The following is a 22,099-nucleotide window of genomic DNA, read 5'->3' on the forward strand; positions in this document are numbered from 1 at the left end:
TGGCAGCGCCGGAGTCTTTTTTTTGTGCAGCCATAGACGGCGGTGGATCGCTGATCCAAGATACCTTCAATACCAAAACAGAACCAAGGGGCTGGCATGACGCGCACCGTCACACTCGGGACCATCATGGGGGGCGTGGCGCTCGCCCTGCTCCCGTCCGCCCCCGCGATCGCCCGGACCGAACCCAACCCCGCACAGGCGGCTCTTCCGCTCCTGCCCCTGCCGCAATCGATCGAGCGTACCACTGGTAGCTTCACCGTCCCGCAAGGCGCTGCCATCGTCGCGGCGGACGCGGGCGGAGCCGAGGCCGCCGCACTGCTCATCGCGCACGTCAAGGTGCAACGCGGCCTCACGCTCGTTCCCGGCAACACCGGCGCGATCCGCTTCGTTCGCGATGCCGCCATTACCGGCGACGAGGCCTACCGGCTCACGGTTACGCCGCAGGGGATCATCATAGCAGCGTCCGGGAACCGCGGCTTCGTCCATGGTGCGATGACACTGGCGCAATTGCTCAGCCCTGATGCGGCGTTCGGCAAGCCGGTCCTGGTGCCGGGGCTCTCCATCACCGACGCGCCGCGCTTCGCCTGGCGCGGGCTGATGATCGATCCCGCGCGGCATTTCCTCCCCATGCCGGCCCTCCGCGCGATCGTCGACCAGATGGCGTCGGTGAAGCTGAACACACTCCATCTGCACCTGACCGACGATCAGGGCTGGCGGGTCGAGATCAAGAAATACCCGAAGCTCACAGAAATCGGCGGCTGGCGCCTGCCGCCATGGACCGGCGGCGCGCAACCAACGCAGAAGGTCGGCGGCTTCTACACCCAGGCCGAATTGAAGCAGCTCGTTTCCTACGCCGGCGCACGCGGCATCACCATCGTTCCCGAGGTCGACCTGCCCGGCCATGCGCAGGCGCTGGTCGCCGCCTATCCCGAACTCGGCATCCTCGGTGATCGGCCGGCGGTGAGCAACAACTGGGGCATCATGCCCTATCTGTTCAATCCGGGGCCGAAGGGCATCGCCTTCGTCAAGGACGTGCTCGACGAGCTGATGGCGATCTTCCCCGGCACCTACATCCATCTCGGGGGCGATGAGGCGGTGAAGGACCAGTGGCAGCGCAGCCCGCAGGTGCAGGCGCAGATGAACGCGCTGGGCATCAAGGACGAGAACGGCCTGCAAAGCTGGATGATCGACCAGTTCGGCACCTATCTTCAGTCGAAGGGGCGTCGCCTGATCGGTTGGGACGAAATCCTGGAGGGTGGCCTGCCCGCCTCCGCCTCGGTCATGTCGTGGCGCGGCGAACAGGGTGCGGTCGACGCCGCCAAGCAAGGCCACGATGTCGTCCTGTCGCCCGGCAATCCCTTGTATCTGAACGGCCTGCAAAGCCGCCGCGGCGACGAACCGCCCGGTCGGCTCGACGTGGTGACGCTGGAGCAGGTCTACGCCTACGACCCACTGCCCGCGGCGATCCCGGCGGACAAGGCGCATCATGTGCTCGGCGCGCAGGCGAACCTGTGGAGCGAGTACATCGTCACGCCCGATCAGCTGCAGCACCTGATCTTCCCGCGCGCCGGTGCGGTGGCGGAGATCACGTGGTCGGCGAAGGCCGGCGTGGCGAAGGGAACGCGCGACTTCGCCGGCTTCCTGCCGCGCATCCAGCGTCAGGCGGATCGCTGGACGCGGGGCGGCATGCATGTCGCCGACAGCGCCTTTGCGGTCGATTTCGCGATCGACGGCACGCGCGGCGATGCGCTGCGGCGGAACAGCGTACCGCTCAAGCTGACGACGCAGGCATCCTATGGTACGATCCGCTACACCACCGACGGCAGCGCGCCGACGGTCCGGTCGACGCCCTATATCCGGCCACTCGCGCTGAAGCCGGGGACGATGGTGAAGGCGGTCGCGTTCGATGCGACGGGTCTGGCGACCGCCGCTCCCCGCAGCTTCGACACCGGTCGCGCCGCCCTGCTGGCGCGCACGAGTTCGGACATGACCGCCTGCCCGGGCGGGACGCTAGGGCTGCGCGTGCCGATGACATCTAACGCGGAGGCGAACGCACCGGTCTTCAACGTCAATCTGTTCGATACCTGCACCCTCTATCCGGATGCGCCGCTCGACGTGGCGCGCGGCTATAGCGTCGACGTCGTTCGCCTCGCCCGCCATTACGGCCTCGCTCACGAGGCCCGCATGGTCCGGGAGCATTACAACGTGTCCGACCACGGCGAACTTCTCGTTCAGGTCGGCTGCATCGCCGCCGCCAAGGCGCTGGCGGCCGGAGATAAGACCGCGCATCCGGTCGCGGTCGGGGCATTCCCGCTGCCCGACCCCCGCACCGCCCCGCAGCGGTTCAGCTTCAGCGGCAAGCTGCCGAAAATGGCCGGCGATCAAGACGTGTGCTTCCAGTTCACCTCGCCGGCAGCCGATCCGTTCTACACCGTCGCACAGGTGCAATTGACGGAAGCCGTGCGATGACCGGCCGCCTGCGTACGAGCGCCGTGCTGCTGCTGCTCACCGCCTCCCCCCTCGCCGCGCGCGACACGATCCCGCTCGACGGGGGCTGGCAGGTGCGCATCGACCCCGCCGATACCGCCGCGACAAAGGCTCACCCGCGTGAGGCGAAGTGGTTTACGGCGCAGGTGCCCGGCAGCGTCCAGCAGGACCTGATCAGGGCGAAGCGCGTGCCCGATCCGTTCATCGGCACCAACGAAGGCGCGATCCAATGGGCGGGCCTGTCGGCATGGCAGTTCCGCAAGACGCTGACCGTCACGCGGGCGATGCTGGCCCACCGGTTCACCTCGCCGGCAGCCGATCCGTTCTACACCGTCGCACAGGTGCAATTGACGGAAGCCGTGCGATGACCGGCCGCCTGCGTACGAGCGCCGTGCTGCTGCTCACCGCCTCCCCCCTCGCCGCGCGCGACACGATCCCGCTCGACGGGGGCTGGCAGGTCCGCATCGACCCCGCCGATACCGCCGCGACAAAGGCTCACCCGCGTGAGGCGAAGTGGTTTACGGCGCAGGTGCCCGGCAGCGTCCAGCAGGACCTGATCCGGGCGAAGCGCGTGCCCAATCCGTTCATCGGCACCAACGAAGGCGCGATCCAATGGGCGGGCCTGTCGGCATGGCAGTTCCGCAAGACGCTGACCGTCACGCGGGCGATGCTGGCCCACCGGCATCTGGACCTCGTATTCGACGGCCTCGACACCTTCGCAACGGTCACCGTCAACGGCCGGCCGCTGCTGAAGGCGGATAACGCCCATCGTCGCTGGCGCGCCGATGCGAAGGCGCTGCTGCGCGAGGGACGCAACGAGGTGCTGGTCGGCATCGCCTCGCCGATCAGGACGCTCCAGCCGATGGTGCTGAAGGAGAAGAACCCGCTCCCCGGCGAGTATGACAGCGCGTACGGTGACGAGCCGAAGGGGGTGCAGACCAGCCCCTATATCCGAAAACCCAAATACCAATATGGTTGGGACTGGGGTCCCCGCATCGTCACCAGCGGTATCTGGCGCCCCGCGCGGCTGGAAGCATGGGACGCCGCCCGTCTGGATCACGTCCACATCGCGCAGGACGCGCTGAACGACGCGGAGGCTCGCCTGACCGCGCATGCCACGATCGTCGCCAATGTCGCAGGGACGGTTACGCTTACCGCCACGGTCACCGCGCCCGACGGCACCCGCCAGTCGATCGAGCGCAGCGTCACGCTCGCCCCCGGCAGCAACCCGGTCACCATCCCGCTGACCATCGCCCGCCCGCAACGCTGGCAACCGGTCGGCTATGGCGCACAGCCGCTCTACACCGTCGCCACCACGCTGGACGGCGACACGCAGACGCGCACGATCGGCCTGCGGACCGTCAGCCTCGACCGCAAGGATGGCGCGTTCGGCCTGATCGTCAACGGCATTCCGATCTTCGCCAAGGGCGCGAACGTCATTCCGTTCGACAGCTTCCCCGCCCGCGTCGATCCCGCCGAGCCGGAGAGCCTGCTGAAGGCCGCGCGCGACGCCAACATGAACATGGTCCGCATCTGGGGCGGCGGCTATTACCTCGACGACGCCTTCTACGCCGCTGCCGACCGCATGGGGGTGATGGTGTGGCAGGACTTCATGTTCGGCGGATCGGTGACGCCCCCCGACGCCGCCTTCCGCGCCAGCGTGGCGGCGGAAGCGGACGAACAGGTCGCGCGGCTGGGCGATCATCCCTCGATCGTGATCTGGGCCGGCAACAACGAAGTGCTGTCCGGCTGGGAAAACTGGTCCGATCGCAAGGCGTTCAAGACCGCGGTCGGCCCCAACGAGCAGGAGCGCATCGGTACGGGCATGGCGGTGTTGTTCGACCGCGTCCTGCGCGGCGCGGTCACCGCCAACAGTCCGGGCACGCCCTACATGCCCGGATCGCCGTCGACCGACTACGAGGCACCGACCGACACCGATGCCAACGGCGACCGCCATTTCTGGGACGTCTGGTCGGGCAGCAAGCCGGTCGAGAATTATCTCGACAGCTGTCCGCGCTTCATGAGCGAATACGGCTTCCAGTCGATGCCGACGATGGCCACCATCCGTGGTTTCGCCGGAAAGGGCGCGCTCGATCCCGACAGCCCAGTGATGAAGGCGCATCAGAAATTCCTGGCCGGCGAAGGCAATGCCCGCCTGCGCCTGTACCTCGACCAGCGGCTGCGCCCGGCGAAGGGTTTCGCCGACTTCGTCTATCTGACGCAGGTCAATCAGGCGCAGGCGATCGGCCTCGCCGCGCGTCACCACCGCGCCTGCCGCCCGGTGACGATGGGCTCGCTGTTCTGGCAGTTGAACGACGTCTGGCCATCGATCAGCTGGTCGAGCATCGACCATCTCGGTCAATGGAAGCTGCTGCAATATGAGGCGAAGCGTGCCTTCGCCCCACAGGCGATCGTCGCCGAGCATCGCGGCGATGCGACCCGCGTCGTGCTGGTGTCCGACGCCACCACGCCCATCGCAGCCAAATGGCGCATCACCGTCCGCGACATGACCGGCGCGACGCTCGGCACGAGAGAGGCGGACGTCACCCTCGCTCCGCTCAGCGCGGCAACGGTCGCCACGATCCCCGACGCCGACCTGTTCGGATCGGCCGATCCGGCGAAGAGCTATGCCGTCGCCGAACTGCTGATCGACGACCGCTCGATCAGCCGGGCCATGATCGAGCGTTTGCTGCCCAAGGACATGGCGTATCCCGATCCTGCCCTCACCCTCCGCCGCAGCGGCGACAAGGCCACGATCACCGCAAAGAACCTCGCCCGCGCGGTGATGATCGACATGGGCGACCAGCCGGGACAGGCGAGCGACAGCGGCTTCGACCTGCTGCCGGGCGAGAGCGTCACGGTGACGCTAACCGGCAAGCAGATGCCGATCTTGCGGACGCTGGCGCGATGATCCTCCAGCGCCAGCCTGCCTCAGCCTGCGGCGGCTTTGGTCTCCTCCACGCTGGCAGACGGACCGGTCCGATCCGGCAAGCCCTCTGTTCTTCTCTCCGCGCCTCCGCGCCTTCTTGCGAACACATCTTCCCTTTTCGCGTCGTCGCGTCTTCGCGTGACGCCGCCCTTCTTCCAAGCACCACGCCAGAACAGGGACCGACCGCATGATCCCCGCCCTCCTCCTGCTCGCGCAGGCAGCAGATCCGGTCACCGCCGCGATCGCCGCGATGTCGCCCGAGCAGAAGGCCGCGCAGCTGCAAAGCACCGCGCCCGCGGACGCGCAGGCCGGCCTGCCTGCCTACGACTGGTGGAACGAAGGGCTGCACGGCCTCGCCCGCAACGGCCACGCCACCGTATTCCCGCAGGCGATCGGCCTCGCCGCGACGTGGGATGTCGACCTGATCGAGCGCGTCGGTACGGTCGTCTCGACCGAGGCGCGTGCGAAATTCAACGCACAGCCCGCCGGCGCCGACCGCCGTATCTATCAGGGCCTCACCATCTGGTCGCCCAACATCAACATCTTCCGTGATCCGCGCTGGGGCCGCGGGCAGGAAACCTATGGCGAGGACCCGTATCTCACAGGCAAGCTCGGCGTCGCGTTCGTCCAGGGCCTGCAAGGTCCCGACCCGCTGCATCCGCGCGTCATCGCCACCCCCAAGCACCTCGCCGTCCACAGCGGCCCGGAAGCCGGTCGCGACGGCTTCGACGTCGATCCAAGCCCCCGCGATCTGGAGGCGACCTACCTCCCCGCGTTCCGCCGTGTCGTGACCGAGGGCAAGGCGCTGTCGCTGATGTGCGCCTACAACAGCATCCACGGCGTCCCCGCCTGCGCGTCGTCCGCGCTGATGAACGATCGCATCCGCGGCGCGTGGGGCTTCACCGGCTTTACCGTGTCGGATTGCGACGCGGTGTCGAACATTCACGCCTTTCACCATTACACCCTCGATGCCGCCGGTGCCGCCGCCGCCGGGATCAAGGGCGGCACCGACCTCAATTGCGGCACCGCCTATGCCGCCCTGCCGCAGGCGCTGGCCAAGGGCCTGGTCAGCCAGACCGAGGTCGACACCGCGCTCACCCGCGCGTTGCGCGCGCGGCAAGCGCTCGGCATCGCGTTCGGCGCGACCAGCCCGTGGTCGCGGATCAAGGCCGCGGAGGTCGCCACCCCCGCGCATCGCGCCACCGCGCTGGAGGCCGGTCGAAAATCGATTGTCCTGCTCCAGAACAACGCCGGTCGCCTGCCGCTGAAGCCGGGCGCGCGGATCGCGGTGATCGGCGCCGATGCCGATGATCTCGGCGTGCTGCAGGGCAATTACCACGGCACCGCAAGGAACCCCGTCACCCCGCTCGACGGCATCCGCGCGCGCTTCGGCCCTGCCAACGTGACCTATGCGCAAGGGTCGCTGCTCGCCGACGGAGCGGCGGTCGTCGTGCCAGAGACCGCGCTGCGCAGCGACGGCAAGCCCGGCCTTCGCGGCACCTACACCGCGAACGGCGCACCGCTCGTCCGTCAGGACCGGCGCATCGACCTCGATCTCAACCGTGCCCCGCCCGCGCCCGGTTTTCCCGCCACCGGCTACACCGCGCACTGGACGGGCGAGTTCGCCCCCCCCGGTCCCGGTCGGTACCGCCTGATCCTCGACCAGTCGCCATGCTGGAAGGATTGCACCGTTCACGATCGCGCGCGCCTGACACTCGGCGGCAAGGTGCTGCACGACGGCGACCTGCCGAAAGGGCGCGTCGAGCTGATGGTCGACAGCGACGGCAGCCCGCAGGCCATCGACCTGCGACTGGAACACCGGTCCGAGGACGAAAGCTTCCGCCTGCTCTGGATTCCGCCTGCCGAACCTTTGCTTGCGCAGGCGGTCGCCGCCGCGAACGCTGCCGATGTCGCGGTCGTCGTCGCCGGCCTCTCCCCCGATCTCGAGGGCGAGGCCTTGTCGGTACAGGTTCCCGGCTTCGTCGGCGGCGATCGCACCGACATCGCCCTGCCGCTGCCGCAGCAGCGCCTGCTCGACGCGCTGAAGGCTACGGGCAAGCCGATCGTGCTGGTCCTGACCAGCGGCAGCGCGGTGTCGGTCGATCCTGCATCCGCCGACGCGATCCTCGCCAACTGGTACTCGGGCGAAAGCGGCGGCGCCGCGCTTGCCGACGTGCTGTCGGGCGTCGTCAACCCCGCCGGTCGCCTGCCGGTGACGCTGTACAAGGCGACCACCGACCTGCCCGCCTTCGTCGATTACGGGATGAAGGAGCGGACTTATCGCTATTTCACCGGCACGCCATTGTGGGGGTTCGGCCACGGCCTGAGCTACACCAGCTTCACCTACGCACAACCACGCGGGGCCACGAGCGTCCCGGCTGGTGCGAACCTGACGGTGGAGACGACGCTCACCAACACCGGGTCGCGCGACGGCGAAGAGGTGGTGCAGGCCTATCTCGTGCCCCCCGCGCCCGCCGGACGTCCCGGTTTCACCGACCCGGTGCTGCAACGCCAGCTTGTCGGCTTCCAGCGTATCGCGGTGAAGCGTGGTCGGTCGGCGAAGGTCGCCTTCACCCTCGATCCGCGCAGCATGAGCATCGTCGATCGCGACGGCCGACGCCACGTCGTGCCCGGCGCATACCGGCTGTACGTCGGCGGTGGTCAGCCCGGCGATGGCGCCGGCCAGTGGTTCGATTTCGCCGTGACGGGCGCGGATATGGAGTTGCCGAAGTGAGTCGCCGATCCGACCCGCTGTTCCAACGCACGCAGGAACACGCCACGCCCCTCGACCGCCGCCACTTCCTCGCCGCCACCGCCGCGCTTGCGGCATCGGCGGCGACCCCCGCGTTCGCCGCACCGCGACTCCCCACGAAGCGTCCTGCCCCCGCAGACCGCCGCTTCACCAGCCCGGCGGTCGAACGCGAACTCGCGCGCGTCTCGTCGCAGATCGGCGATCCGAAGCTCCGCTGGATGTTCGGCAATTGCTACCCGAACACGCTCGACACCACCGTCAAACTGACGACGCTGAACGGCCAGCCCGACGCCTTCGTCATCACCGGCGACATTCCCTGCCTGTGGCTGCGCGATTCCTCGGCACAGGTGAAGCCTTACCTTCACCTCGCAAAGGACGCGCCGGAGCTGCGCCGCCTGTTCCACGGCCTGATCGCGCGCCAGTCACGCTGCATCCTGATCGATCCCTACGCCAACGCCTTCATGGAAGACCCGACGGCGAAGTCGAACCTCGAATGGTCGCAGGCGGACGAGACGCTGATGAAGCCGGGTGTCGCCGAGCGGAAGTGGGAGATCGATTCCCTCTGCTATCCGATGCGCCTGGCCCACGGATACTGGCGGGCGACGGGCGACGCGACACCGTTCGACGGGACATGGGCGCAGGCCGCACGCGCCAGCATCGCCACCTTCCGCGAACAACAGCGGAAAAACGGCCCCGGCCCCTACAGCTTCCGCCGCACCGCCAACCAGCCGACCGAAACACTGCTGTGGGGTCACGGCGCACCGACGAGACCGGTCGGCCTGATCCATTCCGGCTTCCGACCCTCGGACGATGCCTGCCTCTATCCCTTCCTGATCCCCAGCAACCTGTTCGCCGTCACCGCCCTGCGCGAACTCGCGATCGTCGCCGGCGAAGCCCGCAAGGACGCCGCACTCGCGCAGCAGGCGATCGACCTTGCCGCAGAGGTCGACGCGGCGCTGAGGCAATATGGCACGATGCGCCTGCGCGATGGCCGCGAGGTCTGGGCCTATGAGGTCGACGGCTTCGGCAACGCGCTGTTCATGGACGACGCCAATGTGCCCAGCCTCTCCGGCCTCGCCTATCTCGGCTGCGTCGCCCCCGCCGACCCGCTGTGGCAGCGCACGCAGGCCGCAGCGTGGAGCGACGCCAATCCGTATTTCTTCAAGGGCACGGCCGGTGAGGGCATCGGCGGACCCCATGTGGGCCTTGGCCAGATCTGGCCGATGTCGCTGACCATCCGCGCGCTGTCGTCGTCCGACGATGCGACGATCCGCGCCTGCCTGAAGACGCTGCGCGATACCGATGGCGGCACGGGGTTCATCCACGAAAGTTTCGATCAGGACGATCCCGCGAAGTTCACGCGGGCATGGTTCGCCTGGGCCAACGGCCTGTTCGGCGAACTGATCGTCCATCTTGCCCGCACCCGCCCCGCTTTGCTGAAGGCGACGCTATGATCTCCCGCCGTACCCTGCTCGCCGGCACGGCCGCCGTCGGCCTGCCGCTTCCCGCCTTCGCCGCGACGCCGGCACCAGCCAAGCCCAATCTGTTCATCGGCACCGGCGGGCACGGCCACACCTACCCCGGCGCGACGCTGCCGTCCGGCATGGTGCAGCTGTCCCCGGACACCGACGTCGAGCGCTGGGACGCCTGTTCAGGCTATCATCGTACCGACACCTCGATCATGGGGTTCAGCCACACCCATCTGTCCGGCACCGGCATCGGCGACATGCTCGACGTGCTGGTGGTGCCGACCCGCGGCCCGGTCCAGTTGCTCCCCGGCCCGCTCGACAATCCCGACGCCGGTTACCGGCAGCGCTTCAGCGCGGAGTTCGCCGAGCCCGGCTATTACCGCGTCGCGCTGGAAAGCGGCGTCCGCGCCGAACTGACCGTCACGGAGCGCACCGGCTATCACCGCTACACCTTCGCCAGGGGCGCAGGGCATATCCTGATCGACCTGTCGCACCTGATCCTCGACAAGACCGACCAGTCGCCGCTGATCACCGATGCCAGCCTGACGCTCGATCGGGACGGCACGCTGACCGGCAGCCGCACCGTCCACCGCTGGGCGAAGGGCCGCCGCATCCACTTCGCGATGCAATTGTCCCGCCAGCCAGATCGCGTGGCCTTCTACGGCGACGAGGATGCGGAACAGCCGGCGGGGACGCGCGGCGTGAAGGGCAATCGGGTGAAGGTCGTCCTGCACTATGACGACGCGGGCGCCGCACCGGTCCTGATCCGTTGCGGCATTTCCGCCGTCGATGTCGCCGGCGCGCGCGCGAACCTCGCCGCCGAGGCGACGACCTGGGACTTCGACGCCGTCCGCCGCGCCGCGCAACGCCGCTGGACACAGGAACTGGGGGCGATTTCGGTCGAGGGCGGCACGGAGGACCAGCGCACGATCCTGTCCTCCGCGCTCTACCACGCACTGCTCGCCCCGACGCTCTTCTCCGACATCGACGGGCGCTACGTCGGGCTGGACAGACAGATTCATAATGTGCCGAAGGGCGACGCCGCCTATAGCAGCCTGTCCCTGTGGGACACGTACCGCGCGCTTCACCCGCTGCTGACGATCGTCGCGCCCGCCAAGGCGCAAAGCATCGTCGCGGACATCATCCGTCAGACGCAGCAGAGCCCCTATGGCCCGCCGGTCTGGCCGCTCCAAGGTGTGGAGACCGGCACGATGATCGGCTGGCACGACGTCTCCGTCCTCGCCGAGGCGCAGGCGAAGGGCATCCGCGCCGACTATGCCGCGGCGTGGCCCGGTATCGCGAAACGCTCGTTCGACTTCACCGCACCCGACCTCGACAACAGCAAGGGCCGCGACCTGTACGACGCGATGGGCTACGTCCCGGCGGACAAGTGGTTCGAAAGCGTCAGCCGGACGCAGGAATATGCCTATGACGACTGGGCCTCGGCCCACCTCGCCCGCGCCGCCGGCAGGACCGCGGAGGCCGACCGCCTGCTCAAGCGATCGGGCAATTGGCGCAACGTCATCGACGGCAAGGCGGGCTTCGCCAAGCCGAAATTTGCCAACGGCCAATGGTGGACGCCCTACGACCCGATCCAGCTCGGCCATATGCCCAAGCCGTGGTGGCGCGATTATACCGAGGCGAACGGATGGCAGGCCACTTTCCTCAACCAGCACGACGTCTATGGCCTGATCGCGCACATGGGCGGCGATGCGGCGTTCGAAGGGCGGCTGGATGCGCTATTCACGGCGCCCTCAACGCTGCCGGACAACGCCCCGCCGGACATCAGCGGCCTCGTCGGACAGTACGCCCACGGCAACGAGCCCAACCACCACGTCGCCTATCTCTACGCCTACACCGGCGCGGCGTGGAAGACGCAGGCGATGATCCGGCGGCTATGCACCGAGATGTACAAAAACGACCCCGACGGCATCATAGGCAACGACGATTGCGGCCAGATGAGCGCGTGGTTCGTGTTGTCGTCGCTCGGCTTCTACCCGGTCGATCCGGTCGAGGCGGTGTACGTCTTCGGATCACCGCTGTTCGAGCGCGCGACGATCACGCTGCCGGCGGGCAAACGGCTGGTGATCGACGCCCCCGGCAATCGGCCCGATACGCCATACGTGCGCAGCGTCCTGCGCAACGGCCGCCCGTGGACGAAGAACTGGATCAGCCACGCCGACCTGATGCAGGGCGGCACGCTGACCTTCACGGTGAGCGCGACACCGGTGAAGAGCTACGGCGCGGCGAAGCCGGATCGTCCGCCGTCGCGTGGGCGCGGGGCGACGTGAGTCCGCTTCGACCCACCGAGCGGCTCCTGCCCTCACCCTTCCGGCGCTGCGCGCCTCCCTCCCTCTCCCATCGGGAGAGGGAAAAGACGCAGAAGGCGGCGCAGGGTGAGGACAGGAGCGAACGGCTTATGATCCTTCCGTTATCCGTCCCGAGCCGCGGCCGGGACAACATGTGGACAATCCAATGATCGCCCTCACCCGCCGCACCCTGATCGCTTCAGGCGTCGCCTCAGGTCTCGCAGCCGGCGCACACCCCGCCATCGCCGCCACCACCGCAGCCCCCAAACCGTGGGGCGCCACCCCCTCCGCCCGCCAGCTCGCCTGGCACATGCGCGAACGCTACGCCTTCATCCATTTCTCGATCAACACCTTCACCGACCGCGAATGGGGCTACGGCGACGAGAGCCCGACGCTGTTCAACCCCACCGACTTCTCCGCCGACCAGATCGTCGCCGCGGCGAAGGCCGGCGGCATGACCGGCATCGTCCTCACCGCGAAGCATCACGACGGCTTCTGCCTCTGGCCGACGCAGCTCACCGAGCACTGCATCCGCAACAGCCCCTACAAACAGGGCAAGGGCGACATCGTCCGCGAGATGGAACAGGCCGCCCGCCGCGCTGGTCTCGCCTTCGGCCTCTACCTGTCGCCCTGGGATCGCAACCACCCGGAATACGGCCGCCCCGCCTACATCGATTACTACCGCAAGCAGATCGTCGAACTCTGCACGCGCTACGGCGAATTGTTCGAATTCTGGTTCGACGGCGCGAACGGCGGCGACGGCTATTATGGAGGCGCGCGCGAGACGCGCACCATCGACGCGCCGAAATATTACGACTGGCCCTCGATCATCGCGCTCGTCCACCAGCATCAGCCGATGGCGTGCACCTTCGATCCTTTGGGTGCCGACATCCGCTGGGTCGGGAACGAGGACGGCGTGGCCGGCGATCCGTGCTGGCCGACGATGCCGGATCACTCCTATGTCCAGTCGGAGGGCAATAGCGGCGTCCGCGGCGCGCCCTTGTGGTGGCCGGCCGAAACCAACACCTCGATCCGCCCCGGCTGGTTCTACCACCCTGACGAGGATGCGAAGGTGAAAAGCCCCGCCCGGCTGATCCGCTTCTTCGACGAATCGGTCGCGCGCGGCACCAACATGCACCTCAACCTGCCGCCCGACCGGCGCGGCCGCATCCCCGACCACGACGTCGCTGTGCTGAAGAGCTTCGGCGACGCCATTACGGCAAGCTTCGCGAGCGATCTGGCCAAAGGCGCGGTCGCCAGCGCCACCGCCACCCGGGGCGCGGCCTTCGCACCCGCCAAAGTGCTCGACGGCAACCGCGAGACCTATTGGTCGACACCGGACCGCGAGAACACCCCGACGCTGACGCTCGACCTGCCGCCGAACCGCCGCTTCGACCTGATCCGCTTGCGCGAATACCTGCCGCTCGGAGTCCGCGTCACCCGCTTTGCGGTCGAGGCGGAAGTCGCGGGTCGCTGGCAGCGGCTCGCGACGAAGGAGTGCATCGGTGCGCAGCGGATCATCCGTCTTGATACGCCGATCGCCGCGCGCCGCGTCCAGCTGGTGATCCTCGACGCACCCGCTTGCCCGGCGATCAGCGAATTCGCCCTCTTCCTCGGCGTCGCGCCGGTGCCAGTCGCCGCTCCGCGCAGCAACGACGCCGCGATCCTCTCGCCTCGCGACTGGACGGTCGTGACCGCAAGCGCGCCCGGTGCCGAGGTGCTGTTGGACGGCGACGGTTCGTCGATATGGAGCCAGCCGGCGCCCACCGCGACGCCGGCCAGCGTCACGCTCGACCTCGGCAAGGCGCAGATCGTCGCCGGCTTCAGCCTCACCCCCTGGCGTCATCCCGACCGGCAGAGCGCCCCGCCGCGCGACTATCGCGCCGAAACCAGTATCGACGGCAGGTCCTGGAGCCCTGCGGCAGAAGGCGAGTTCCAGAACATCGCCTACGCTCTTGCAACACAGCGCATTCCATTCACTACGCCGCGATCGCTGCGGTATCTTCGCCTGACCTTCCCGGCCACGGCGATCCCGGCTGCAAAGCTTGCCATCGCCGATGTCGGAGCCTTCGCTCGTTAACCCATATTTGGATTGACCCCGCCCCCCTGCTCGGCTCCACTGCCGCGCAGGGGGATAGCGATGACAGACGATCAGGCAGAGGGCGCGCGCGCGTTCCGCTTCACCGGCACGTGGCAGGACTATGCGCCGATCGCATTCACCAACCTGCTGCTGACGATCGTCACACTCGGCATCTACACCTTCTGGGCCCGCGCGCGGACACGGCGGTATCTATGGAGTCGTACGCGCTTCATCGACGACCGACTGGAATGGACGGGCACCGGGCTGGAACTGTTCATCGGCTACGTCATCGCGTTCTTCCTGTTCATCGTGCCGTTCGGCGTCATCAATCTCGTCCTGCAGGGCGTCATGATGCGCGGGCATCAGGGCGCGGCAGGGCTGATGGTCTTCGTCATCTATCTCGCCATCCTCTTTCTGTTCGGCGTCGCCCGCTTCCGCGCGCTCCGCTACCGGCTCAGCCGCACGTTCTGGCACGGCATCCGCGGTGGCAGCGACCGGCAGGGCGTCGCCTATGGCTGGAGCTACTTCTGGAAGACGCTGCTGTCGTTCATCACCGTGTACCTGATGACGCCCTGGTCGATGGCGCGGCTGTGGAACGAGCGCTGGAACGCGATGAGCTTCGGCTCACTGCCGTTTCGCGCACAGGCGCGCTGGCAGCCGGTGTTCGGTCGCTTCCTGCTGTTCTACGTCGCACCGGTTGTGCTGGCGATCGGTGTGGGCGTGCTGTTCGCCGTTATGATGGGGGCGGGTATGGCATCCGGGATGCGCGCCGACACCCCGCCGACCACGGGGATGATCGTGACAATCGTGATCGCGGCCATCGCCTTCTACGTCTTCTTCTTCGGCGTCCTCGGTCTGGTCGCGATGATCTTCTATGCCGCCTTCTTCCGCGAGGCGATCGGCGCGACATCGCTCGGCAAGCTCGAATTCGGCTTCGGCGCGTCGACCAAAGACTGGATCCTGCTCTATCTCGGCAACGTCGGGCTGGTGATCGTCACGCTCGGCATCGGCGCGATTTTCATTCCCTATCGCAACTGGGCGTTCTTCATTCGCCACATGGCCGCCTATGGCGAGGTCGAGGTCGATACCCTCGGTCAGTCGCGCACCCGCGAACCGGGTCAGGGCGAGGGACTCCTCGATGCCTTCGATGTCGGTGCCTTCTGAATTGAGCGTCCCGGTCTGGCATTATGACGGCACCACCGCGGTGCGGCGGCAGGTATCGCTCGTCGCGAACGACGACGGCTTTTGGCTCGATGGCGAGCATCATGCCTTCGCCGACCTGACGCCGGGGGACGGCGACGGCGCTGCGACGACCTTCGGGCTGCAAGGGCGCCCCGGCTGGCGGATCGGTTTCGAAGGTCCGGTGCCAGCGGATATCGCCGCGCGTTTGCCCGGCGTCCATCGCTACGGGCGTTGGGTCGACCGGCTCGGCCTGTGGCGCGCGGCGGCGATCTTCGCCGTGGTCGCCGCCGTCGCCGTGTTGCTCGTGCTGCGCACCCCGGCACTCGTCGCGCGGATGATCCCCGCGTCCGTCGAACAGCGGATCGGCGAGGTGATGGAGGGCGATTTCGGCCGCAAGGGGTGCGAGGATCCCGCCGGTCGCGCCGCGCTGGCAACGCTCGTGCGCCGCATCGATCCCGATGGCGACCGGATCGACGTCCACGTCGTCAAGCTGCCGATGGTCAATGCGGTCACCCTGCCGGGCGGACGCATCGTGATCTTCGACGGGTTGCTGCAATCGGCGGCGTCGCCGGACGAGGTCGCCGGCGTGATCGGTCACGAGATCGGCCACGTCCGCCACCGTGACGTGATGGAAGCACTGCTGCGCCAGATGGGGCTGGCCGCGCTGCTGGGCGGGATGGAGGGGCATGTCGGCGCCTACACTAACGCCATGTTCGCTACTGCCTACTCCCGCGATGCGGAGCGCCGCGCCGATGGCGATGCGATCCGCCTGCTGTCGGCCGCACGCCTGTCGCCGCTACCGACCGCAGCGTTCTTCGATCGGCTCGGCAAGGGTTCCGGCCATGCCGAGCGGATGTTCGCCTATCTGGCCAGCCATCCGGTTTCGACCGACCGCGCGAAGCGGTTCCGGAGCAGCATCGCGTCGGGCGCAGCCTACACCCCCGCGCTCGGTGCGCGGCAATGGTCCGACCTCCGCGGCATCTGCAAGGGGGAGACGGACCGCATCGAATGGCGTTTCTGACGCATGGATGATGCCCTCCACATCCTTGGATCCATTGGCTAAGGGTTATCCATGACCGACACCCCCCGCCCCCGCCTCGCCTATCATCAGACACCGGGCACCGGTCCGACGATCGTCTTCCTGCCCGGATATGCGTCCGATATGAACGGCACAAAGGCGCTGGCGCTGGAAGCATGGGCGCGCGAGACCGGCCGTGGCTTCGTCCGGTTTGACTACGGCGGCTGCGGGCATAGCGAAGGCGTATTCGAGGAGCAGACGCTCACCGGCTGGCGCGACGACGTGCTGGCGATGCTCGATCAGGTCGCGACCGGGCCGGTGGTGCTGGTCGGATCGTCGCTGGGCGGCTGGCTGATGTTGCTCGCTGCCAAGGCCCGCCCCGATCGCGTCGTCGGTCTCGTCGGCATCGCCCCCGCGCCCGATTTCACGGACTGGGGCTTTTCGACCGAGGACAAGATGGCGATCCTGACCGAGGGCCGGCTGGAACGCCCCAATCCCTACGGGCCCGAGCCGACGGTCTACACCCGCGCCTTCTTCCAGTCGGGCGAGGCGAGCCGCGTAATGTTCGGCACGATCCCGATCGATGGTCCCGTGCGGCTGGTACAGGGCCAGGCGGACCCGGACGTGCCGTGGCATCGGACCGTGCGGCTCGGCGAGATGCTTCGTTCAGCCGATGTGCAGACGCTGTTGATCAAGGACGGCGATCATCGCCTGTCGCGCGACATCGATATCGCGCTGATCGTCCGGGCGACCGAGGATGTGCTGAACCGCCTATGATCCTGCTTCTCGCCGCCGCACTTCAGGTCGCCGCACCCGCAGCAAAGCCGACCGATCCGCGCGAGGCGCGCTTCGACCGGTGCGTGGAACTGGCGAATACCGATCCTGCCGCCGCGCGCGCGGAGGCCGTTCGCTGGGGTGCGCTGGGCGGCGGCTGGTTCGCCCGGCAATGCGCAGGCTTGGCCTATACGAAGGACGGCAATTTCCCCGCCGCCTCCAGCGAGTTCGAGGCTGCCGCGAAGGCAGCCGAACTGGGCCATGACCGCCGCGCCGCCAATTACTGGGCGCAGGCCGGTAACGCGCGGCTCGCGGCCGGCGATATTCCCGGCGCGCGCTCGGCGCTCGACACCGCATTGGTCGCCGGTACGTTGCAGGGATTCGCGCTGGGTGAGGCACAGCTGGACCACGCCCGCGTCATGGTCGCCGCGAACGAGCCGGAGGCGGCACGGCGCGACATCGACCTCGCCCTTGCCACCGCCGGCGACGATCCGCTCGCGTGGCTGCTGTCGGCAACGCTGGCCCGCCGGGACGGTGATATCGTGCGGGCGAAGAAGGACGTGACGGAGGCGCTGAAGCGGTCGCCGGACGACGCCTCCGTCCAGCTTGAGGCGGGCAACGTCGCAGCGCTCGCGCGGGACGAGGCAGGTGCGCGGGCGGCCTGGGCGGAAGCCGCGCGACTGGCGCCGCAATCCCCCGCTGGCAAAAGCGCCCGCGCAGCCCTGGCGCAGTTCGTCGATGCGACTCCAACCCCCGCACCGGCGCCCGCGCCCGCAAAGGAGCGCTGAAGAACCTCCTCCTAAATATCCTCCCGGTTGGAGGCCGTGGAAGAGTAAGGCGCGAGGGTGCGGCGGGGCTAGCAGCGGCGTATCCACCCCGGCAGTGAGCAAGCGGCATCGTTACCGAATGCATCGAAGTCGACGCCAGCAACCGCCCGGATTTGATCTCCGGCGGATGAAGCCGGGACACGTGCTGGCACATCGTGCGTTGTCGTCCTACGCTTTACCGACAGGCTGTCAGGGACTTTGCATGCACTATCTCCACACCATGATCCGCGTCACCGATCCCGACGCGACCATCCGCTTCTTCGAACTGCTGGGCCTGAAAGAAGTCCGCCGGATGGAAAACGAAAAGGGCCGCTTCACGCTCATCTTCCTGGCGGCGGACGAGGACATGAACGGTCCCGGCGAACGCGCCCGTGCCGAGGTGGAACTGACCTACAATTGGGACGCCGAGGACTATGCCGGCGGCCGCAATTTCGGCCACCTCGCCTATCGCGTGGACAATATCTACGACACCTGCCAGCGGCTGATGGACGGCGGCGTCACGATCAACCGGCCGCCGCGCGACGGGCACATGGCGTTCGTGAAGACCCCCGACGGTATTTCGATCGAGCTGCTGCAAAAGGGCGAGCTGGAACCGGCCGAGCCATGGCTGTCGATGCCGAACACCGGAACCTGGTGATGGCGATCGAGATCGTCCGGGTGCCCGTGCTGACCGACAATTATGCCTGGCTGATCCACGATCCCGGCAGCGACGAAACCGTGGCGGTCGATCCCGGAGAAGCCGCGCCGGTGCAGGCGACGGCGGCGCAGCGGGGCTGGACGATAGGACAGGTGTGGACCACGCACTGGCACCCCGATCACACGGGTGGCAACGTCGCCCTCCAGGCTGCCGGCGCGCGGATTACCGGCCCTGCCGCCGAAGCCGACAGGATCCCCACGTTGGACGAGACGGTTGGCGAAGGCGACGTGGTGCGGATCGGCACCGAAGTCGCCCATGTTCTGCATGTGCCCGGCCATACCGCCGGCCACATCGCGTTCCACCTGCCCGATATCGGCGCGATCTTCACCGGCGACACGCTGTTCGCCATGGGCTGCGGTCGTCTGTTCGAGGGGACGCCGGCGGAGATGTTCGCCAATATGCAGCGTTACGCGAGGTTACCCGACGATACGCAAGTCTATTGCGGGCATGAATATACACAGGCGAACGGCCGCTTCGCCCTTGCGATCGAACCGGACAACGCTGCGCTGGCCGCAAGGATGACGGATGTCGATGCGATGCGCGAACTCGGCGAACCGACCATCCCGACGACGATCGGACTGGAGCGGGCAACCAATCCGTTCCTGCGGGCATTGACGCCGGAAGAACTCGGCGATCTGCGTCGGCGCAAGGACGAGTTTCGCGGCTGAACCGTATCCCCGCCGCGCGAAGGAGAGAATGATGACCATCAGACCATGGCTCGCCACCGCAATCGCGATTGCCCTCGCCAGCTGCGCACAGACGCCGAAGGAGCGGTTCGCCGCACAGCAGGCGGATGCAGCCGCCGCGGCGAAGCTCGAACAGGCGCTGGCGGGACTGACGCCGGGTCCGTCCAACAACTGCCTGCCGCGCTATCCGACGACGCAGGTACAGGCTTATGGCCCGACCCTCGTCTACACCGTCAGCCGCGGATTGAAGTTTCGCACCGATACCGCGGGCGGGTGCGAACGCGTCGGCCGCGGTGACATCCTCATCACGCGCCTGACCACGGGCCAGCTTTGCCGCGGCGATATTGGCACCACGGTCGACAGCGTCTCGCGCATTCTGACCGGTAGCTGCTCGTTCGGTCCGTTCGTCCGCTACAGCAAGGGGTCGTGACACCATGAGGACGCCGCTTCTGATCGCCGCCCTTGCGATGCCACTGCTGGCCGCCAAATCCGATCCGCTGGCGGGGCGCGTGGCGGGACCGGCGGCGCGCTGCATCAGCGTGTCCCAGACCAACGGTCCGTCGATCATCGACCGTAACACGATCCTGTATACCGAGGGCGCGGGAAACCGCGTGTGGAAGACGGGGCCGGTCGGGGCCTGTCCCTCGCTCGAACCGCTCAACACGCTCATCGTCGAGATCTATGGCGGTCAGTTATGCCGCAACGATCGCTTCCGCGTGCTGACGGCGGGGACAAGCATTCCCTCGGCCTATTGCCGCTTCACCGAATTCACGCCGTACACTAAGGTGAAGAAATAGCGCGCGGCAGGCCGTGCGTCACAGCACGAACCGGCTCAAATCCGTGTTCCGTGCGATCCCCGCCAGCTGCCGATCGACATAGGCGGCATCCACGATCACCGGCTCGGACCGGTCCTCGGCATCGAAACTGACGTCCTCCAGCAGCTTTTCCATGACCGTCTGCAAACGGCGCGCGCCGATGTTCTCGACCTGCCCGTTCACCTCCGCCGCGATCCGCGCGATCGCCGCGATACCATCGTCAGTGAAGCTCACTACGGCCCCCTCGGTCGCCAGCAGCGCCTTGTATTGCGCCGGCAAAGAGGCCTTGGTGTCCGACAGGATCGCGATGAAATCCTCCTCGGTCAGCCCCTTCAACTCTACCCGGATCGGCAGGCGGCCCTGCAACTCGGGCAGCAGATCGGACGGCTTGGCGACGTGGAACGCGCCGCTGGCGATGAACAGGATATGGTCCGTCTTCATCGGCCCATATTTCGTCGCCACCGTAGTCCCCTCGATTAACGGCAGCAGGTCGCGCTGCACGCCTTCGCGACTGACCGATCCGCCGCGCACGTCGCTGACCGCGATTTTGTCGATCTCGTCGAGGAAGACGATACCATTCGCTTCTGCGTCCGCCAGCGCGGTCCGGCTCACCTCGTCCTGGTCGAGCCGCTTGTCGGCCTCTTCCTCGACCAGCTTGTCCCACGCTGCGCGCACGCTGATCTTGCGACGCTTCAGCTGCTGGCCGCCGCCGAACGACTTCATCATTTCGCCGAGGTTGATCATCTGCGGTGCGCCGCCCGGCACCTCGAACGGCATGGCGGGGGCCTGTTCCAGCTCGATCTCGATCTCGGTCTGGTCGAGGTGGCCGTCGGCGAAGCGCTGCTTGAAGCTCTCGCGCGTCGCCTGGCTGCTGTCCTTGCCGACCAGAGCGTCGAGCAGGCGCTTCATCGCCGCCTCTTCCGCCTTGTCCTTCACCGCGACGCGGCGGCGTTCCTTTTCCAGCCGGATCGCTTCCTCGACGAGGTCGCGGGCGATCTGTTCTACGTCGCGGCCGACATAGCCGACCTCGGTGAACTTGGTCGCCTCGACCTTCACGAACGGCGCATCGGCCAATTTGGCGAGCCGGCGGCTGATCTCGGTCTTGCCGCAGCCCGTCGGCCCGATCATCAGGATGTTCTTGGGCGTCACTTCGTCGCGCAGATCGGCGGAAAGCTGCTGCCGCCGCCAGCGATTGCGCATCGCCACCGCAACGGCCCGCTTGGCATCGCGCTGGCCGATGATGTGGGCGTCGAGGGCGGCGACGATCGCCTTGGGAGTGAGATTCTGGTTCATGGGTTTCTTCTTGCCCCTTCTCTTCAGAGGAGGGGTAGGGGGTGGAGGACTCATGGGCGGCAGCCGTTTTGGACAGGCCCCACCCCAACCCCTCCCCTGAAGGAGAGGGGCTTTCCGGCGTTACGTGTCGCTGTCCATCAGCTCGATCGTCGTGCGATCGTTGGTGTAGACGCAGACTTCGGCAGCGATCGCCATCGCCTTGCGGCATACGGTCTCGGCATCCGCCTCGTAATCGACCAGCGCGCGGGCGGCGGCGAGCGCGTAATTGCCGCCAGATCCGATCGCGGCGACGCCATTCTCCGGCTCCAGCACGTCGCCGTTGCCGGTCAGGATCAACGTCACGTCCTTGTCGGCGACGATCATCATCGCCTCCAGATTGCGGAGGAATTTGTCGGTGCGCCAGTCCTTCGCCAGCTCGACCGCGGCACGCATCAGCTTGCCCTGATGGCGCTCCAGCTTCGCCTCGAGCCGCTCGAACAGCGTGAAGGCGTCGGCGGTCGCTCCGGCGAACCCGCCGATGACCTGTCCGTCCGCGCCGAGGCGTCGAACCTTCTTGGCATTGGGCTTCATCACGGTCTGGCCCATCGAAACCTGGCCGTCGCCGATGACGACGACCTTGCCGTTGCGCCTGACCGACAAAATGGTGGTGCCATGCCAGACCGGCATGGAATGTGGATCGTTCCCGCTCATGATGCGCGATGTAGGGTGGCGGAGGGTGGGGTGCAAAGGGGCGGGGTGAAGAAGGGGTCGTTCTCGCGGAGACGCCAAGCCGCGAAGAGGA

At 67.5% G+C, this 22,099-nt stretch carries 17 protein-coding genes; 15 read left to right on the forward strand and 2 right to left on the reverse strand.

What is annotated here, in order from left to right:
- Window positions 1-96 precede the first annotated feature (96 nt).
- The 15 genes from NF699_06610 to NF699_06680 all read left to right on the forward strand — a co-directional run bounded on the left by NF699_06610 (window position 97) and on the right by NF699_06680 (window position 20,007).
- Window positions 97-2,469, forward strand: a complete 2,373-nt coding sequence (locus NF699_06610) for a family 20 glycosylhydrolase (GenBank protein ID USU06327.1) — start codon at window positions 97-99, stop codon at window positions 2,467-2,469.
- Window positions 2,466-2,855 carry a hypothetical protein gene (locus NF699_06615; protein USU06328.1) on the forward strand — a complete coding sequence of 130 codons (390 nt, stop codon included), beginning with the start codon at window positions 2,466-2,468 and terminating at the stop codon, window positions 2,853-2,855. Before NF699_06610 ends, NF699_06615 begins: the two co-directional genes overlap by 4 nt.
- Complete coding sequence (locus NF699_06620; protein USU06329.1) at window positions 2,852-5,398, forward strand: glycoside hydrolase family 2 protein; 2,547 nt, start codon at window positions 2,852-2,854, stop codon at window positions 5,396-5,398. The genes NF699_06615 and NF699_06620 overlap by 4 nt, the downstream gene beginning before the upstream one ends.
- Before the next feature lie 205 nt (window positions 5,399-5,603).
- Complete coding sequence (locus tag NF699_06625) at window positions 5,604-8,150, forward strand: glycoside hydrolase family 3 C-terminal domain-containing protein (protein USU06330.1); 2,547 nt, start codon at window positions 5,604-5,606, stop codon at window positions 8,148-8,150.
- Window positions 8,147-9,622, forward strand: a complete 1,476-nt coding sequence (locus NF699_06630; GenBank protein USU06331.1) for a glycoside hydrolase family 125 protein — start codon at window positions 8,147-8,149, stop codon at window positions 9,620-9,622. Before NF699_06625 ends, NF699_06630 begins: the two co-directional genes overlap by 4 nt.
- A complete protein-coding gene (locus NF699_06635) occupies window positions 9,619-11,928 on the forward strand; it encodes a GH92 family glycosyl hydrolase (GenBank protein ID USU06332.1) in 2,310 nt (769 codons plus the stop codon). The genes NF699_06630 and NF699_06635 overlap by 4 nt, the downstream gene beginning before the upstream one ends.
- 184 nt (window positions 11,929-12,112) lie before the next feature.
- Window positions 12,113-14,026 carry an alpha-L-fucosidase gene (locus tag NF699_06640; GenBank protein ID USU06333.1) on the forward strand — a complete coding sequence of 638 codons (1,914 nt, stop codon included), beginning with the start codon at window positions 12,113-12,115 and terminating at the stop codon, window positions 14,024-14,026.
- Window positions 14,027-14,086: 60 nt separating this feature from the next.
- Entirely contained in the window at window positions 14,087-15,190 is a 1,104-nt protein-coding gene (locus NF699_06645) for a YjgN family protein (GenBank protein USU06334.1), read from the forward strand.
- A complete protein-coding gene (locus NF699_06650) occupies window positions 15,165-16,229 on the forward strand; it encodes a M48 family metallopeptidase (GenBank protein ID USU06335.1) in 1,065 nt (354 codons plus the stop codon). The genes NF699_06645 and NF699_06650 overlap by 26 nt, the downstream gene beginning before the upstream one ends.
- Window positions 16,230-16,280: 51 nt before the next feature.
- Entirely contained in the window at window positions 16,281-17,003 is a 723-nt protein-coding gene (locus NF699_06655; protein ID USU06336.1) for an alpha/beta hydrolase, read from the forward strand.
- Window positions 17,000-17,788 carry a hypothetical protein gene (locus tag NF699_06660; GenBank protein ID USU06337.1) on the forward strand — a complete coding sequence of 263 codons (789 nt, stop codon included), beginning with the start codon at window positions 17,000-17,002 and terminating at the stop codon, window positions 17,786-17,788. Before NF699_06655 ends, NF699_06660 begins: the two co-directional genes overlap by 4 nt.
- A gap of 241 nt (window positions 17,789-18,029) precedes the next feature.
- A complete protein-coding gene (locus NF699_06665; GenBank protein USU06338.1) occupies window positions 18,030-18,464 on the forward strand; it encodes a VOC family protein in 435 nt (144 codons plus the stop codon).
- Window positions 18,431-19,192, forward strand: a complete 762-nt coding sequence (gene gloB / locus NF699_06670; protein ID USU06339.1) for a hydroxyacylglutathione hydrolase — start codon at window positions 18,431-18,433, stop codon at window positions 19,190-19,192. Before NF699_06665 ends, gloB begins: the two co-directional genes overlap by 34 nt.
- Before the next feature lie 31 nt (window positions 19,193-19,223).
- Complete coding sequence (locus NF699_06675; protein ID USU06340.1) at window positions 19,224-19,640, forward strand: hypothetical protein; 417 nt, start codon at window positions 19,224-19,226, stop codon at window positions 19,638-19,640.
- Window positions 19,641-19,644: 4 nt separating this feature from the next.
- The gene (locus tag NF699_06680; GenBank protein USU06341.1) at window positions 19,645-20,007 is read left to right on the forward strand and encodes a hypothetical protein; all 363 of its coding nucleotides are present in this window, start codon (window positions 19,645-19,647) and stop codon (window positions 20,005-20,007) included.
- A gap of 18 nt (window positions 20,008-20,025) precedes the next feature.
- On the opposite strand, the gene hslU is transcribed toward NF699_06680, so the two are convergent.
- The gene (gene hslU / locus NF699_06685; GenBank protein USU06342.1) at window positions 20,026-21,318 is read right to left on the reverse strand and encodes an ATP-dependent protease ATPase subunit HslU; all 1,293 of its coding nucleotides are present in this window, start codon (window positions 21,316-21,318) and stop codon (window positions 20,026-20,028) included.
- Between the two features lie 120 nt (window positions 21,319-21,438).
- Window positions 21,439-21,984, reverse strand: a complete 546-nt coding sequence (gene hslV, locus NF699_06690; GenBank protein USU06343.1) for an ATP-dependent protease subunit HslV — start codon at window positions 21,982-21,984, stop codon at window positions 21,439-21,441.
- Window positions 21,985-22,099 lie beyond the last annotated feature (115 nt).

This window comes from Sphingomonadaceae bacterium OTU29LAMAA1 (assembly GCA_024072375.1).
Classification (GTDB): Bacteria; Pseudomonadota; Alphaproteobacteria; order Sphingomonadales; family Sphingomonadaceae; genus Sphingomonas.